Source organism: Streptomyces sp. NPDC001270, from assembly GCF_042896695.1.
Lineage (GTDB): Bacteria > Actinomycetota > Actinomycetes > Streptomycetales > Streptomycetaceae > Streptomyces.
Map to the genome: position 1 here is coordinate 225,243 of NZ_JBIAXM010000011.1, position 16,755 is coordinate 241,997.

12 protein-coding genes and 1 pseudogene are annotated in these 16,755 nt (G+C 72.8%); 9 read left to right on the plus strand and 4 right to left on the minus strand.

All coding sequences use genetic code 11. The features are described from left to right. Positions 1–23: 23 nt before the first annotated feature. From ACFY2B_RS20565 to ACFY2B_RS20590, 6 genes are all read left to right on the plus strand, one after another. Positions 24–299: a PAAR domain-containing protein gene (locus tag ACFY2B_RS20565; RefSeq protein ID WP_390764521.1), complete on the plus strand. Its 276-nt coding sequence runs from the start codon at positions 24–26 to the stop codon at positions 297–299. Between the two features lie 3 nt (positions 300–302). Next, positions 303–710 carry a GPW/gp25 family protein gene (locus tag ACFY2B_RS20570; RefSeq protein WP_390764522.1) on the plus strand — a complete coding sequence of 136 codons (408 nt, stop codon included), beginning with the start codon at positions 303–305 and terminating at the stop codon, positions 708–710. Next, on the plus strand, positions 707–2,674 hold the full coding sequence (locus tag ACFY2B_RS20575; protein ID WP_390764523.1) for a putative baseplate assembly protein: 1,968 nt from the start codon (positions 707–709) through the stop codon (positions 2,672–2,674). Before ACFY2B_RS20570 ends, ACFY2B_RS20575 begins: the two co-directional genes overlap by 4 nt. Position 2,675: 1 nt before the next feature. After that, positions 2,676–3,236, plus strand: a complete 561-nt coding sequence (locus ACFY2B_RS20580) for a phage tail protein (RefSeq protein ID WP_390764524.1) — start codon at positions 2,676–2,678, stop codon at positions 3,234–3,236. After that, positions 3,236–4,348, plus strand: coding sequence for an NADase-type glycan-binding domain-containing protein (locus ACFY2B_RS20585; protein WP_390764525.1), 1,113 nt, complete (start codon positions 3,236–3,238; stop codon positions 4,346–4,348). The genes ACFY2B_RS20580 and ACFY2B_RS20585 overlap by 1 nt, the downstream gene beginning before the upstream one ends. Before the next feature lie 300 nt (positions 4,349–4,648). Then, entirely contained in the window at positions 4,649–7,411 is a 2,763-nt protein-coding gene (locus ACFY2B_RS20590) for a hypothetical protein (protein ID WP_390764526.1), read from the plus strand. Positions 7,412–7,616: 205 nt separating this feature from the next. Here the strand turns inward: ACFY2B_RS20590 and ACFY2B_RS20595 are convergent, their stop codons facing one another. The 4 genes from ACFY2B_RS20595 to ACFY2B_RS20610 all read right to left on the minus strand — a co-directional run bounded on the left by ACFY2B_RS20595 (position 7,617) and on the right by ACFY2B_RS20610 (position 13,717). Further along, positions 7,617–8,828 carry a cytochrome P450 gene (locus tag ACFY2B_RS20595; protein WP_390764527.1) on the minus strand — a complete coding sequence of 404 codons (1,212 nt, stop codon included), beginning with the start codon at positions 8,826–8,828 and terminating at the stop codon, positions 7,617–7,619. Positions 8,829–8,902: 74 nt separating this feature from the next. Continuing rightward, entirely contained in the window at positions 8,903–10,135 is a 1,233-nt protein-coding gene (locus tag ACFY2B_RS20600) for a cytochrome P450 (RefSeq protein WP_390764528.1), read from the minus strand. Next, positions 10,132–13,224, minus strand: a complete 3,093-nt coding sequence (locus ACFY2B_RS20605; RefSeq protein ID WP_390764529.1) for an amino acid adenylation domain-containing protein — start codon at positions 13,222–13,224, stop codon at positions 10,132–10,134. Before ACFY2B_RS20605 ends, ACFY2B_RS20600 begins: the two co-directional genes overlap by 4 nt. Positions 13,225–13,270: 46 nt before the next feature. Then, a complete protein-coding gene (locus ACFY2B_RS20610; RefSeq protein ID WP_390764530.1) occupies positions 13,271–13,717 on the minus strand; it encodes a pyridoxamine 5'-phosphate oxidase family protein in 447 nt (148 codons plus the stop codon). Positions 13,718–14,292: 575 nt separating this feature from the next. Between ACFY2B_RS20610 and ACFY2B_RS20615 the strand changes: the two genes are divergently transcribed. The 3 genes and pseudogenes from ACFY2B_RS20615 to ACFY2B_RS20625 all read left to right on the plus strand — a co-directional run. After that, on the plus strand, positions 14,293–15,258 hold the full coding sequence (locus ACFY2B_RS20615) for an ATP-binding cassette domain-containing protein (protein WP_390764531.1): 966 nt from the start codon (positions 14,293–14,295) through the stop codon (positions 15,256–15,258). Between the two features lie 2 nt (positions 15,259–15,260). Further along, positions 15,261–16,103, plus strand: a complete 843-nt coding sequence (locus tag ACFY2B_RS20620) for an ABC transporter permease (RefSeq protein WP_390764532.1) — start codon at positions 15,261–15,263, stop codon at positions 16,101–16,103. Between the two features lie 248 nt (positions 16,104–16,351). After that, a pseudogene (locus tag ACFY2B_RS20625) lies at positions 16,352–16,627 on the plus strand (ATP-binding protein); the annotation flags it as partial. Positions 16,628–16,755 lie beyond the last annotated feature (128 nt).

Sequence of the window (16,755 nt, forward strand, 5' to 3'; positions counted from 1 at the left end):
GGACCAGGCAGGGGGCTCAGCACATGCCAGCAGCCGCACGCGTCGGCGATCCCACCGGGCATCCCGGGGTGATCGGCCCGACCGGAGAACCCACGGTGCTGATCGGCGGGCGGCCCGCGGCCACGGTGGGCACCGCGCACCAGTGCTCCTCGCCCGCCGCGCACGCCCCGTCCGCCCTCGCCCCGCCCGGCAGTTCCAGTGTGCTCATCGGCGGCCGGCCGGCCGCCCGGGTGGGCGACGCGGCGGGCTGTGGCTCGCCGATCACGTCCGGGTGCCCGAGCGTGCAGATCGGAGGGTGAGGCATGGGCCGGCAGTTCATCGGCGCGGGGTGGGCGTTCCCGCCGCGCACGGACGCCACCGGCAGCATCGCGCTGGTCCGGGACGACCGGGAGATCGAGGAGTCGATCCGGCTGATCCTGGCCACCTCGCCCGGTGAGCGGCCGATGCGCCCGGAATTCGGGTGCGCGCTCGGCGACTACGTGTTCGCGCCCGCGGACGCGGGCACGGCAGGGCAGCTCGCCTACGAGGTACGGCTCGCGCTGGAGCGGTGGGAGCCGCGCATCGAGGTGGCGGACGTCGCCGTGCGGTTCGACGAGGCGGACGACGGGGTGCTCTACATCGACATCGGGTACGCGGTGCGCGGTACCAACGATCCGCGCAACCTGGTCTTCCCGTTCTATGTGATCCCGGACGGCGAGGGGTCCCCATGACGCTCCCCAGCCCCGACCTGGACGACCGGCGCTTCCAGCAACTGGTGGACGAGGCCAAGCGGCTGGTGCAGCAGCGCTGCCCCGAGTGGACCGACCACAACGTCTCCGATCCGGGCGTCACGCTGATCGAGGCGTTCGCCACCATGGTCGACCAGCTCGTCTACCGGCTGAACCGGGTGCCGGACAAGAACTACCTGGCCTTCCTGGACCTCATCGGGGTGCGGTTGTACCCGCCGACGGCCGCCCGCACACAGACCACGTTCTGGCTGTCCGCGCCGCAGCCCGACACCGTGCGCGTCGCGGCCGGGACCGAGGTGGCCACCGTGCGCACCGAGACCGAGGAGGCGGTGGTGTTCACCACCGGCCGGGATCTGTCGGTCGTGCCGTGCGCGCTGTCCCAGCTCGTCACCTGGCCGGTCAGCGGTACGGCCGCCGACCGGTCGGAGGAGCTGGCCCTCGGTCGCGACGTGCCGTGTTTTGGCAGCACGCCCACGCCCGGGGACTGCCTGTACGTCGGGCTGTCCCAGCCGGTGCCCGGCTGCGCGGTGGTGCTGCGCCTGGACTGCCGGGTGGACGGCGTCGGGGTCGATCCGCGCCGCCCGCCGCTGCTCTGGGAGGCGTGGGACGGCGCCGCCTGGGCGGTGTGCGAGGTCGAGAAGGACGACACCGGCGGGTTCAACAAGGCCGGCGAGGTCATCCTGCACGTGCCCGCCGCGCACACCACCTCGGTGGTGGCCGCGCACACCGGCGGCTGGCTGCGCTGCCGTCTGGTGGAGGCCGTGGCCGGCCAGCCCGCCTATGTGGCGTCCCCGACGGTCCGTCGGGCGAGTGCGTTCACGATCGGCGGCACGGTGGAGGCCGCGCACGCCGAAACCGTCGTGGCGGAGGTTCTGGGCCTGTCGGAGGGGGTGGCCGGGCAGGGGTTCCAGGTGGCCCGGCCGCCGGTGGTGGCGGGCGAGGAGCCGTTCATCGTGGAGGTGGCCGAGGGACACGGCTGGGCGGAGTGGACGCGGGTGGACGACTTCGCGCACTCCACCCCGTACGACCGGCACATCACCCTGGACCCCAACTCCGGCCAGGTGGACTTCGGCCCGGCCGTGCGGGAGCCCGACGGCTCGCTGCGGCTGTACGGCGCGGTGCCGCCGAAGGGCGCCCCGGTGCGGGTGCGGTCCTACCGTACGGGCGGCGGACGGCGGGGCAACGTGGCGCGGGGTGCCCTGCGGGTGCTGCGCAGTTCGCTGCCGTTCGTGGCACGGGTGGAGAACCGCCGTCCGGCGCTGGGCGGGGTGGACGGCGAGACGGTGGAGAACGCGCGGGTGCGGGGGCCGATGACGCTGCGCACCCTGCACCGGGCGGTGGTGCCGCGCGACTACGAGCTGCTGGCGCGCGAGGTGGCGCCGGACGCGGCCCGGGTGGCCTGCGTCCCGGCGGGCCCGGCCGGGACCGGGGAGTCACCCGAACAGGCGGGCGGCGTAAGGCTGTTGGTGGTGCCGGCCGGTCGCAACGACGAGCAGGGGCGGATCAGGTTCCAGGAGCTGATCCCGCCTCAGGACACCCTCGCGATGATCGCGTCGTACCTGGACGAGCGGCGCCCGATCGGCACCCGGCTGGTCGTGGAGCCGCCCTACTACCAGGGTGTCACCGTGGTCGCCTCGGTGGTGCCGGGCCGCGGGGTGGCGGCCGACCGGTTGCGGGACGCCGCGCTGGCCGCACTGTACGGCTACTTCAATCCGCTGACCGGCGGGCCGGAGGGTGCGGGCTGGCCGTTCGGCCGGCCGGTGCACTCCGGGGAGGTGTTCGCAGTGCTGCAACGGGTGTCCGGGGTCGACCTGGTCGAGGACGTCCGGCTGTTCCCGGCGGACCCGGTCACCGGACAGCGCGGCGAGGCCGCCACGAGGATCGAACTCGACCGGCACGCACTGGTGTTCAGCTATGAACACCAGCTGCGGGTGAGGGAGGCATGACGTGCGCGGACCACTTCCCGGACTGCCGACGCCGCACCCGCTGCTGCATCAGCTGCCCGCGGTCTATCTGGACCAGCCCTTCGTCGAGGGGTTCCTGAGCGCGCTGGACGAGGTGCTGGCGCCGGTGCTGCTCACCCTGGACAACCTGCCCGCACACCTGGATCCGCGCACCGCGCCCGAGGACCTGCTGGCGTGGCTGGCGGGATGGGTGGCGGCGGAGGCGGACGGGGAAGGACCGGTCGGCCGGCGCCGCGCCGTCGTGGCCGGTGCGGTGGCCCGGCACCGTCAGCGGGGCACCCGGGCGGGGCTGGCCGCGGCGATCCGGGTGGAGACGGGCATCGAACCGGAGATCAGGGAGAGCGGCGCCACGTCCTGGTCCGGTGAGCCGGGGTCGGCGCTGCCCGGTTCGGCGCTGCCCCGGGTGCGGGTGCGGCTGCGAGTGGCGGACGCGCAGGCCGTGGCGTCGACGCGGGCGCGGCTGGAGCGGCTGGTGGCCACCGAGGTGCCCGCGCACGTCGGGTACGAGGTGGAGGTCGTGGCGGCGGACGGGGCGGGTGCGTGATGATCTGTCCCGACTGCGGCCACCGCAATCCGCCCGGTACCCGCTTCTGCACGTCCTGCCAGGCGTTTCTGGCGTGGGAGGACGAGGAGCGGACCGGGCAGCCGGCTCCCGACGCGGGCCCGGCCGTCGCCCCGCCCCCCGAGGCGCCGCCGCCGGCCCCGCCCTCGTCCGACGCCACCGCCCCGGCCACGCCGGCACCCCCCGCCGCGCGGACGGGGCCGCCGCCGCCCGCCACGCCCCCGGACATCGCTCCGCGGCGGCCCGACGACCCGCCGCGGCACCCGCCCGGCCACGCACCGGACCATCGCACCGGCAGCCCCGCGGACCCACCGCCCGAAGCACCGCCCCGGCCGGACACCCCGCCGCGGCACCCCGGCCGCCCCTGCCCGGACTGCCGTGCCGAGAATCCGCACGACCGGCGGTTGTGCGTACGCTGCGGTGCACTGCTCGATCCCGCGCGGCCCCCCGTCCAGGCCCCCCGGCCGCCCTGGTGGCGCCGGATCCTGCCGCGCCGCGAGCGGCGCCCGCTGGCCGCCGGAAGCAGACCCGGGCGCCGGGTGTGGCGCCGGCCGCGGCTGACGCTGCCGGTGGTGCTGGTCGTCCTCCTCGTCGCGGCCTGGTTCGCCCGCGCGCAGCTGACCCAGTTGTTCACCTTCGCGGAGGACAACGCCGGTGACCCGAAGCCGCTGCACCCCGCGCAGGTACGCGCCTCCAGCCAGACGCCGTCCCACCGGGCGCAGGCGGCCTTCGACAGCCTCAGCAACCGCTACTGGGCGCCCGCCGTCCCGGGCTCCGGCACGGGGCAGTATCTGGAGGCCGACTTCGAACGGCCGGTGCGCTTGCAGAAACTCCTGATCACATCCGGGAGTTCGACGAAGCCGGACGAGTTCCTCGGCCAGGCACGGCCGTCGCGGATCACCGTCACCCTGGTCTCCTCGCAGGGCGAGCGCACCACCGAGAGCCTGAACCTCAGCGACGCGCCCGGTCAGCAGAGCTTCGACGTCCGGGGGACGGACGTGACGCGGGTGCGGCTGACGGTGAACGCGGCCTACGCCGCCCGGGAGGACCGCCGGGTCGCCATCGCCGAGGTGGAGTTCTTCGGACGTCAGTGACCGGCCAGGGAAGTCGCAGGACCGCTCGAACGGTGCCGGTGATCTTGCCCCAGGTCTTGGGCATCGCCTCAGGCGGGAGGGTGCGTGCGGAGCCGTCACAGTCACTGGGATGCTGCACGGGTGCTCACCGCGCCGCTGTACCGGGCCACCCGCGCGCTCCGTCCGTCCCGGCGATGACTCCCGACGGCGACTCATCCGTCCGCTCCACTGCGACCGGCGCAAGGTGAAGGCTTGATAACACGCGGGAAAGCGCGTTCCCCTGATGGTTAGGGTGATGACCCGCTTCCGGTGGACCACCGGGTGATCGAGGAAGCCATGGTGCCCGTGGAACCCGTCTTCGCACACGCCGACCGGCTCTTCGCCCTCCTCGACCGGCTCGTGCACAGGCCGAGCAAGGGTGAAGTGCCAGGCGAGGTCCCGGAACGGGACGGCATCCCGATCATCCAACTGCTCGGCGACGAGCAGGATGGTCTCGCCGAGCAGATCGCAGGGGCGATGCACGCTGCCCAGCCCCGGTCCGTCCCCCAGGAGTTGGTCGACCTCGACCAGAAGTGGGACGAGGTCGTCGCCCAGCGCGGTGACCCCTCGGCCCCGAACCACCTGACCCCCGACTGGCAGCGCGCCGAACTGTGCAGGCGCCTCCTCGTCCAGTTGGCCGGCGAGTACTCGTCCGTGTCCTACGGGCACGACAGGAGCGTACGTTTCCGGAGGCTGGGGCTCGTCAACTGGTTCCTGGAGATGACGGACACGGTCCGGCTGCCCGACAGCCAGCACGGCCAGATCGTGCTGCGGCGGCTGCGCGCCCGTGAGTTGGAGCGGCGACGGCTGTTCGGGTTCATGCGCAGCCCGAGCACCGAGGTCGCGTTGCAAGGGAACGTGCCGTGGTGGGCGTATCTGCTCGGACTGCACCTGCTGCCGATCATCTGGTTCCGGGTGTGGCGTGGGGTGGGCCGCGAGTACAGGTGGCTGCTGCACCAGCCCTACATGGCGCCGGCCGACCCCGGGAACTTCATCGGGTTCGCCGTACGGCTCACCCAGCCCCGATGGGGGCGCGAAGACCCCGAACAGATCAGCAAGTTGATGATCAACGCGTTTCTGGCGGACCTGCGGGACGCCTACCGGCGGCGGCCGTGGCGACGGCGGGCGTACCGCCGTACGGCGTACTGCGTGGCGTTCCTGAAGGGGGTCAGCGAGCACAACGGCGGGCTGGAAGTCCTGCGTCTGCTCGCCGAGGTACGCAACGACACGGGCGCCTTCGACCCGTTGCTCGTCGTGGCGAGCCGGCCGGAGCAGGAGGTCGAATCCGTCCGGGTCCGGAGCCTGACGGACGAACTCGGCGTGTACGACGCCTGGTGCGAGCGGCTGCGGAACGCGGCGGGCGGGCGGGACACGGACTTCTGGTTCCTGCCGGTGAGGGTGCCCGCGCCGCTGCCGGACGACGATCCCGGGCGCGACGCCCAGCACGAGCGCACGTCCGTGGCCCGCCGGCTCCAGGTGTCCCAGCCCCCGGTCTGGGCCGGACGCACGGCCACCGTGGTCTCCCTCGTCCTCGCGGTCGTACTGATCGCCGGCGGTATCACCTACGGCCTCGCGAAAGAGGGTGAGTGGCGGTGGCAGCACTGCGGACTGAGCCGCTCCGACCCGGACGCACGGACCCTGCAACGGGAGTCGACCGACGAATGCATCGGCGTCGCCCCGCACGGATTCGCCTTCGGATCCACCGACCCGCGGGTACGGCAGACCCTCTCGATCATCGCCCGCCAGAACGAGGAGGCAGAGCGCAGGCACGCTGCCGACCCCGGCAGACGGCTCGTCACCCTCGTCCATCTGTCCGCCCTGCTCAGCAGTCCCATCGGAGAGACGTCGAACACGCTGTCGTACGCGCGTGAGCAGTTGCAGGGCGCGGCGAGCGCCCAGCGGCGGCAGCTCGACAAGCAAGGGGAGACCGAGCCCGTCCTGCGGATCTTCCCGGCCGCCGCCGGTTCCGGCATGCGGTTCGGCGCCGATGTCGCGAGCACGGTCAAACGGATGATGCGGACCGACCCGACCATCGTCGGCGTCACCGGCCTCGACCAGAGCCGCAAGGCCACGATCACGACCATCGCCGCACTCACCCGGGTCGGACTCCCCATGGTCGCCACCACGCTGTCCGCCGACACACTCCCGGAGAACTCCGCGCTCTACTACCAGGTCTCACCGCAGAACCGACGGGAGGCCGCGATCGCCGCCGCGTACGCCGGCCATCTCGCCGACCAGAAGGCACTCGACGAGCGCACGGTACGCGTCGTGTACTCCCTCGACACGACCGACGAGTACAGCGCCAACCTGCGGGCGGACGCCGTCACGGCTTTCCGGCAGGCGGGTTTCCAGGTGGACCAGCAGGGCTACACGCCCTCCCCCGCGCCCGTCGGCGCTCCCTCGGGACCGGGTGCGCGCACGATCGGCGAGCAGGCCTGCGGCTACCCGGGACTGGTGTTCTTCGCGGGCAGGTCGGAGGACTTCGAGACCGTGCTCGGTGCCACCAATGACACCTGCGGGACGAATCCGCCCAGGTTCCTGGGCGGCGACGACGTGGCCCGCCTCGGGGCCGACCCGGAGCGGCGCAAGGCATTCCCGCGCGTCCCGTACGAGTTCCTCGACTTCACCGTCGGCTCGGCCTCCTGCGACGGGCCCAGCGACCTGTACAGCACCATGAAGGAACTGTTCCCCGACGAATGCCGTCAGGTTCAGGACACCTCTCTGGACGGACACGCGGCCCTCGCCTTCGACGCGGCGAACCTCTATCTCAAGGCCATCGCCCGCCTCCAGGACACCGCCCCGGGCACCCCTCTGACCCCGGCCGCGGTCTGGTACGCGCTGAACGGCATCCACGGTTCCGCCGCGCTCGACGGGGAGAGCGGCCGGATCGACTTCGGGGGTGCGGTGGGCCGACAGGTTCCGCTCGACAAACTCATCTCCGTCCAGCGTGTGGAAGGCGCCCAGCGGCCGCAGCAGTTGGGGTTCTGCGGGCGTCGGGGAAGCAACGAGGGACAGGCGTGGTGCCCGCCTTCGGAGGCGCGATAGCGCGGGTCGGCTCCTCGCCGACGGCCGAACCGGGCAGTCACGGTGGCCGTCTCCACCGGCTGCCGGATCCGCCAGGAAGCCGGGGTCGACGACGGACGGCCCGCGGCCTCGGACGGACCGGGCGCTCACGTCAGGTGTGCGCCGTCCGCGTCCCGCGGACGACATCGGCGCCGCCGTGCGGAAAGGCAGCCGTGACGTCGTCGGGTCACCAGTTGACGGGGAGGGTGAGCGGTGACTTGCTCGGGGACTCGTCCTCCCAGATGGGGTGGTGGCCTTCGGCCGGACGCAGGCCCGGAAGCCGGTCGAACAGTGCTTCCAGGCACACGGTCATCTCGGCCCGGGCCAGGTGGGAGCCGATGCAGTTGTGCGCTCCACGGCCGAAGGCGAGGTGGGGATTGTCCGCACGGCACAGGTCGAGCCGGTCGCCGTCGGCGAACGTCCTCCCGTCGCGGTTGGCCGAGGCGAGGACGGGCAGTACGACGTCGCCGGCGCGGATCGTCCGGCCGTGCAGCTCGATGTCCTGGACGGCCTGGAGGACCACGACACCGTTCATCACCGGCACGTAGCGCAGGAGTTCCTCCACCGCGCCCGGCATGAGGTCGCGGTGGTCCCGCAGGCGGGCGTACGCGCCGGGCAGGGTCAGCAGGGTCAGCACGGCGTCGGCCAGGAACATGGTGCTCGTCCGGTAGCCGGCGACGAGCATGGAGAGCCCGAAGCTCACCGCGCTCTCGTGGTCCAGGGTGCCCCGCCCGCACGCGTGGACCAGTCCGGTGAGGATGTCGTCTGCGGGCTCGCGCCGTTTGCGGTCGAGCAGCGCGATGACGTACGCGCGCAGTTGCTGGGTGGCCTCGCGGCCCTCCTTCAGCGTGAGCAGGGCCCCCAGCGCGGCGTCCGCCCTGGGCAGGAAGTACTCGCTGTCCTCGCAGGGGATCCCCACCAGATCGCACATCACCAGGACGGGGAAGGGCTCCAGGAACCGGACGACCAGGTCGCCGGGCTGGTCGCCGCTAACGAGCGGATCGAGCAGCCGGTCGGCCGACCGCCGGATGCGCGGCAGTCGGCTCCGGACGGACCGGACGCTGAACGGCTCGCTCAGCGCCCGGCGCAGGGCGGCGTGCCGGGGGCCCTCCAGTTCCATCATCGTGATCAGGCCCGGTTCGTCACCGGGGGTCCGACCGGGGCGGGGCGGCCAGTCGGTGATGCTCGGCCTGACCAGCCGGGAGTCGGCGACCAGTTCCTTCACGTCGTCGTACCGCGTGGCGTACCAGGCGGTGGCGCCGATCGGCAACCGGACCTTGGCCAGGGGGCATTCCCGGCGCAGGCGGCCGTACTCCTCGGGCGGTCCCATGGTGCCCGGAGGCGGCAGGGGCATGTCGATGACGGGCACGTCGACGGCGGGTTCCGGGGTCGTGTTCACGGGTGAGCCTCCCCTGGTCGTGTGCACGGGCGGTGGGCCGGGCCCGGTCGGGGGCGAAGGGCCGGCGGGCCGGTTCACCAGCTGACCGGGAGGGTCAGCGGTGACTTGGTGACGGACCGGTCGTCCCAGCGGGGCTCCTGCCCGTCGGCCGGACGCAGCCGGGCGAAGCGGTCGAGCAACGCCTCCAGTCCTACGGTCAGTTCGGCGCGTGCCAGGTGGGCGCCGATGCAGTTGTGGGTTCCCCGGCCGAAGGCGAGGTGGGGATTGTCCGCGCGGCACAGGTCGAGCCGGGCGGCGTCGGCGAACACGCTCCCGTCGCGGTTGGCGGAGGCCAGCACGGGGATGACGGCGTCGCCCCTGCGGACCGTCCGCCCGCGTACGTCGATGTCCTCGGTGGCCAGCAGCAGCAGGGTGCCGTTCATCACCGGCAGGTAGCGCAGGAGTTCCTCCACGGCACCGGGCATGAGGTCGCGGTGGTCCCGCAGGCGGGCCCACCGCTCCGGCCGCGCCAGCAGGGTGTGTACCGAGTTGGCCAGGAAGAAGCTGCTGATGCCGAAGCCGACCGTGAGCATGGACAGCCCGAAGGCCATCACGTCGTCGTCGGTGAGTGTCCCGTCTTCGCACCGGCTCACCAGCAGGGTCAGGACGTCGTCGCCGGGCCGGCTCCGCTTCCGTGCGATCAGCCCGGCCGTGTACGCGCGCAGCAGATCGGTGACCTCGCGTCCTTCCTCCGAGGTCACCATGGTGTCGAGGGCCGCGGCCAGGACCGGGAGGAACCAGTCCCGGTCCTCGAACGGTATGCCCACCAGCTCGCACAGCACGAGCAGCGGGAACGGCTCGGTGTATCCGGCCACCAGATCGCCGGGCCGGCCGGCTTCCTGGAACGCGTCCAGCAAGTGCTCGGCCAGTTCCCGGATGCGCGGCACGTGGTCCCGGACGGCCCGGGAGCTGAACGCCGAAGCCGCGGCCCTGCGCAGCGCCAGGTGCCGGGGAGGTTCGAGTTCCGCCATGGTGACCAGGCGCGGCCCGTCGTCGGCGGCCGGGCCGGGGCGGGCCGGCCAGTCGTTGATGGCCGGCCTGATCAGGCGGGGGTCCGCGATCACTTCCCGGACGTCCGCGTACCGGGTGACGTACCAGGCGGTCGCGTCCATCGGCAGCCTGACCCTGGCCACGGGGCATCTGGCGCGCAGCCGCGCGCATTCCTCGGGCGGTCCCATCGTCCCGGGCGGCGGGAGCGGGAAGTCCAGGACATCCGCGGCGTCCGCTTCCGGGGCGGGATCCCGCGCGCCGGGTGGCTGTGGGGTCATGCTCGCCCCCTCTCCGGGTCGCGGGGCCGCGGGCGCTCGATGTAGCCGGTGGCGTAGAAGTACTCCAGGTAGCGGTCGAGCAGTTCCGTGTCGACAGGCGGGCAGTGCAGGCCCGCGGCGGCCAGGTCGTGCTCGACGTTGGCCCGGCCGATGGTCGGGAAGGTGCCCTCGAAGTACATCTCCTTGACGGAGATGTCCGCCTGCTTGCAGCGGTCCACGCACAGCGAGACGAACGGGGCTGTGGGGCTCGTGGGGTTCCGCGCGACGTGGCGGACGAGTTCGCCCACCCATTCCTCGTAGGGGAGCCGGCGGATCCGGTGGCCGGCCGTGTCCATCCGGTCGAGCATGTCGCCCAGGCTGCCCGGGCAGGGGTTGGTCAGGTGGTACGTCCGGTCGGTCGTGCGACGCGTCGTGGCGATGTGCACCACCGCGTCGGCGAGGTAGTCCACCGGGACGAAGTCCAGCGGCAGCGGGATGTCGGGGGCCAGCCCTGTCTCGCTGATCGTCCGGAACAGCGAGCAGATCGCGGTGTCGGTGTTGCACGCGCCGGTGCGCCGGTCACCGGTGATCTCGTACGGCCGGTGGACCGCCACGGGCAGCCCCTGGGCCGCGGCGCCGCGCAGCACCTCTTCGGCGACCCACTTGCTCTCGGCGTAGCCCATGGTGAGCCGGTCGGCGTGATCGAGCGGCAGATCCTCGTCGACGTGCCGTACGCCCGCGGTGCCGAAGCCCGCCAGCACCGCGATGGTGGACAGGAAGTGCACGGGCACACGGCGCCCCGCCGCCAGGCGTATGAGCTGCCTGGTGCCCTCCACGTTGGCGGGGCGCAGCGCCTCGTAGGGGTAGAGGAAGTTGACCTGTGCGGCCGCGTGGACCACCAGGTCGAGGGTCACGGCGAGTTCGTCGGCACGGCCCGGTTCCATGCCGAGTCCGGGCTCGGCGAGGTCGGCGGGGAAGCAGACGACGCGGTCGGCGGCCTCCGCGGCGGTGAGGCCGAAGCGGGCCAGGTTCCGCATCACCTTCTGCCGGGCGTGTGCCGGGTCGCGGCTTCGCACAGGGCAGTGCACCCGGGCGCCGGTGCGGCGCAGCAGCCGGTCCAGCAGGAAGGCGCCGACGAAGCCGGACGTGCCGGTCAGCAGTACCTCCCTGGGGTACTGCCAGTCCGGCTGCGGCCCGTGGCACGGGCGCAGGGTGAAGCCCAGCCGTGCCTCGGCGCGGAAGTCCACGGGGCCGGTGGCGGCGAGTGCCTCACCCTGCTGGTCCTTGACGACGGTGAGGGTGGCGACGGCAGCGCTGAAGTCCTCCAGGGTCGGGGAGCGCAGCAGACTGTGGATCAGTGTGCGGCCGTGTCGTGCGTCCAGTCCGAAGGCGGCCAGCGTGCGGGTGACGACCTCGGCCGCCAGCAGGGAGTCGCCGCCGATGTCGAAGAAGCTGTCACCGGGTGCCGGGTCCGTACCCAGCACCACGTGCCACACCCGCGCGAGTGTGTCCGTCGGTCCCGGCCCGGAGTTCTCCTCCCGCACCGGGGTGGTGACGGCTCGGGCGGTCGCGGGTGTGCGCAGCCGGCGGCGGTCCACCTTGCCCGCCGCGGTCACCGGGAACCGCGCGACCTCCACCAGCCGCGCGGGCACCGCGGCCGCGGGCAGCCACTGGGCGAGCCTGCCGCGGATGCGGTCCGCGGGTAGCACCTGACCCGGGCGGGCCGGTGTCACGTAGCCGATCAGGGTGCCGTCCTCCAGTTGGACGACGGCCTCGCCCACCGCGTCGTCCGCCCGCAGCCGCGCCTCTATTTCGTCCGGTTCGATGCGATGTCCGCGCAGTTTGACCTGCCGGTCCGTGCGGGCCCGGTACTCCAGCAGGCCGTCCGGCCGCCGGACCACCCGGTCACCGGTGCGGTAGAGGCGTGTTCCGGGCTCGAAGCGGTTGTCGACGAAGCGCTCGGCGGTCAGTTCGGGGTCACCGAGGTACCCCAGGGCGAGCCCGTCCCCGCCGACCAGGAGTTCACCTTCCTCGCCGACGTCCGCGAGCCCGCCGTCCGGGCGCACCACGTAGCAGGTGGAGTTCTCCAGCGGACGGCCGATCGGCACCGCCGTCTGCCCGGGCGGGAGGTCGTGCACCAGGTGTGCGGTGGAGACCACGCTGTTCTCGGTCGGACCGTAGAAGTTGACCACGGTGGTGTCCGGGCAGGCCGCCAGGATCGCGCGGGCCAGCTGGGGGTCCATCGCCTCACCGCCGGCCGAGGCGAACCGCAGGGACCGCAGTGCCCCCGGTCTGGTGCGCGCGATGTGGTGGAACACCCCGGTGGTCAGATAGGCGACGCTGACCCGGTCGGCGAGCAGCCGCGCTTCCAGGGCGTCCGGTGACAGCAGCTCCTCCTGACCGGCGATCACGATGCAGGCGCCGGCGAGCAGCGGGGACCAGATCTCGATCGTGGAGGCGTCCGAGGAGAGGCCGTAGGCGTGCAGTACGCGTTCGCCGGGTCGTGGACGCTGCCAGACGCGGTCGGAGGAGGCCAGCCGGACCACGCCGCGGTGCGGGATCGCCACTGGTTTGGGGCGGCCGGTCGAGCCCGAAGTGAACATCACGTAGGCGCAGTCGGTGGGGTCCACGTCGACCTGCGGGACCACAGCCGGGGCGATGGGCGGCAGGCCGCCCAGGTCGATGCGGGTGCGCACGCGCCGGATGCGGCAGATGCTGCCCGGCAGGGTCACCACGGTGTGGACGCCCGCGTCCTCGGCCATCGCCTGCAGTCGCCCGGGCGGTGAGGAGTCGTCGAGCGGCACGTACGCGGCACCGGCCTTGAGGACGCCCAGGAAGGCGACCAGTGCTTCCGGGGACCGGCCTCCGCACACGCCGACCTCGTCGCCGTGGCGCACCCCTGACTCGTGCATCCGGGCGGCCAGCGCGTCGGAGCGGATCTTGAGTTCGCCGTAGCTGATGCTCCGGCCGTCCTGTACGGAGGCGGTGGCCCGGGCGCGGAGCTCCGCCTGGGCGTCGAACAGTTCGTGCAGACAGCGATCGCGCGGGTAGCACGTCGGCCCGGTGTTCCAGGCCGCCGCGGCCGGATACGTCTTCGTGTCGGTGAGCATCGAGAAGAACCCGTCTGTCCTGCGCGCACCGCCCGGGCCCGGAGGACTACGCGTCGAATTCCGCGGCGAAGGCGGAGAAGTCGGCCGTCCGCCACCTCTGGGGCCGCATGCGGATGAGGACGTCGTCGGTCAGTTGCCGGCGGTTGGCGGCCAGGTACGCCGCCGCGGTGTCCGTGTCCAGGTACCGGTGGGCCAGCGCTTCGTGTTCGGCCGGGGGCAGTGGGTCCGTCACGGCCGTCACCGGCCCCTCCACACTGACGTAGCGGTAGGGGGCCGCCTCGTCCTGTGCGCAGAGGCTGAACCGCCCCGCGTCGCGGATGAGCCGGGCCTTCAGTGTCTTGCGCCCTGTCTGGATCGTCACCTGCCCGCCGGGCCGGTAGGAGTACCACAGGGGGACCAGCAACGGACCACCGCCGCCGCCACGGGGATCGTCCACCCCCAGGATTCCGATGTGCATGCCTGCCAGGAACTCTTCCCGATCTTCGATCGACATCCTGAGATCCACTGGTGCCACCTCGATTCGGCGGAGAACCGCGACCGGCGCTGATCCTGCTGCGAGATGTGTGGGCCGATGGGGCGGTGCCCTGCCGACGGGCGGGGAGCCGTCGAGGGCCGGGGCCCTTGTGGTCCGGCCGGCGGCGCGGACGATCCGGTGGATTCCGTCGTCCGACCCGGGACGGCCGCCGATCGGACTTCCATGTTTTCACCAGACCCGACTGGTTCGCATTCCGGGCACATATGACCAATAGGGGTACTCGTCCAGTGGCCGGGCCTTGGCGGCCGACCATGTCAGGTGATCCGCAGGGACCGCGGGCCGAAGGCCCACCGGTGCCGACCGGGCGGTGCACAGGCGCACGATCCCGGCGGGGGTGGACCACCGCGATCCACCGGCCGCGACCGCGGCGCCGGCCGGCGGGTCGGCGACCCGGTCGCGCGCCGCGGGCCGGGCGGACCCCCGGAGGTCCGGGGCGGTGGGCTGCCTCCCGTCGGGGAAGCGGAGCGGGGGTTCCGCTGCCGACGGTGACCCACCGCGCTCGACCGGCGGCCACCCGGAGAAGGAAGACGCATATGGAGGCAGGCATCCGGGCCGTGGGCCTGACGAAGTCCTTCGGCGGCATACGGGCTCTGGACGGGGTCGATCTGGACGTGCGGGAGGGCGCGGTGCTGGGCCTGCTGGGCCCCAACGGCGCCGGCAAGACCACCGCGGTGCGGGTGCTCACCACGCTGCTGCGACCCGACGCGGGCAGCGCCCAGGTCGCGGGGGTCGACGTGCTCAGGCATCCCGGCCGGGTGCGCGGCCTGATCGGCCTGTGCGGTCAGTCCGCCGCGGTCGACGAGTACCTCACCGGCCGGGAGAACCTCCGGATGGTCGGCGAGCTGTACCAACTGCGGGCCAGGGACGCCAAGGCGCGCGCTCGGGAGCTGCTGGAGTGGTTCGACCTCGCCGAAGCAGCCGACCGCCCGGCCAGGACCTACTCCGGCGGTATGCGCCGCCGGCTTGACCTGGCGGCGGCACTGGTCGTGCGGCCACCGGTCATGTTCCTCGACGAACCCACCACCGGTCTGGACCCGCGCAACCGTCTGGCGCTGTGGGAGCTGATCGAGACGCTGGCGGTGGAGGGCACCACTCTGCTGCTCACCACCCAGTACCTCGAGGAGGCCGACCGGTTGGCCCATGGCATCGCCGTCGTCGACCACGGCCGGGTGATCGCACGCGGCTCCGCCGACGACCTCAAGGCCAGGACCGGCGGTGAGCGGGTGGAGGTGGTGGTCCACGACCGCCGGCTGATCGGCGCGGCCGTGGCGGCGCTCACCCCGTACCGCGAAGGCCCGCTCGGCGTGGAGCAGCACACCCGGCGGATCACGGTGCCGGTGAGCGGGGGCGCCCGGGTGCTCGCCGACGTCATCCGCGAGCTGGACAGGCGGGGCATCCTCATCGACGACATCGGCCTGCGCAGGCCGACGCTCGACGACGTCTTCCTCTCCCTCACCGGCCACGCGCCCGAGGGGGCCGACCCTGGGAAGGACGTATGACCATGGCGATCGTCACCAGCCGAGCGGCGGGACACGCGACCCCGCAGCGCCGCGGCGGAGTCGTCCGGATGGCACACGATTCCTGGGTGATCGCCCGGCGGAACCTGCGCCGGATGACCCGGATACCCGAGATCGTGGTCTTCGGACTGATGCAGCCGGTGATGTTCGTGCTGCTCTTCTCGTACGTGCTGGGTGGCGCGATCAGGGTGCCGGGCGGTGGCTACCGGGAGTTCCTGATGGCCGGGATCTTCGCCCAGACGGTCGCCTTCGCGGTGGAGGGGGCCTCGGCCGGCATCGCGGACGACATGTCCAAGGGCCTGGTGGACCGCTTCCGCTCGCTGCCCATCGCGCGCTCGGCGGTGCTCGCCGGGCGGACCCTGGCCGATGTGGTGCAGAGCGCCTTCGTCCTGCTGGTGCTGGCGTCGGTGGCGCTTCTGGTGGGCTGGCGGGTGCACCAAGGGGTGTTCAGGGCGCTGGGCGCTTTCCTGCTGCTGCTCCTGCTGGGCTACGCCTTCTCCTGGATCGGGGCGCTGATCGGCCTGTCGCTGCGCAGCCCGGAGGCGGCCACCTCGGCGGGCCTGATCTGGCTCTTCCCGCTCACCTTCATCTCCAACGCCTTCGTCCCGGTCGACACCATGCCGGGCTGGCTGCAGGCGGTCGCGTACTGGAACCCGTTCAGCGCCACCGTCCAGGCCTGCCGCAAACTGTTCGGCAACCCCGGGGCCGACGTCGCGCACGCCTGGCCGATGCAGCATCCGGTCGCGGCATCCGTTCTCTGGTCACTGCTGATCCTGGCGCTGTTCTCCTGGCTGTCGGTGCGCAAGTACCGCAACGCGTCCCGCTGACCGGCCGAAGAGGCACCGAACGGCAGTGGCACCGCAGGTCGTTCTGGAAGCCGATGAAACGACTACCAGCGCGCCGACCCCGGCGCGCAGGCGCCGGTCGTCGCCGTGGCGGTTCCGCCACGGCGAGCCGCGCGAGGACGGCGTCCTGGGCGGCTTCCCTTCCACGGGTGAAAGCCACAACGCCTCCCCCCACATGATCTCCCGGGGATAAAGTCGGCGCTTGCGTACTGGCGGCCCGCTGAGGGGACATGGCGGTGGTTGGAGGGGCCCGCACGGATGGCGGTCGGCTCCCGGTGCTGTCCCCGCCGCGGTTCGTCGGCCGGGCCGGTGAGCTGGACACGCTCGGATCGGCGTTCGGACGCACCCCCGTGGTCGTCCTGGTCGACGGTGAGGCGGGCATCGGCAAGACCCGGCTGCTGCGCGAGTTCCTGGCGTACCAGGCGGAGCGGGGGCGGCGTGCCCTGGTCGGTGCCTGCCTGGAACTGCGGGTGCCGTACACGCTCGGGGCGGTGCTGGACGCCGTGCGCGACGGCGTCGACAACGTTGCCAGGCTGCGGCTGAGCGGGCGGGGCGCTGCGGCCGCTGTTCCCCGAGTGGGCCGACGACCTGCCGCCGGCTCCGGACGCGCTGGAGGACGCCACCGCTGCCCGGC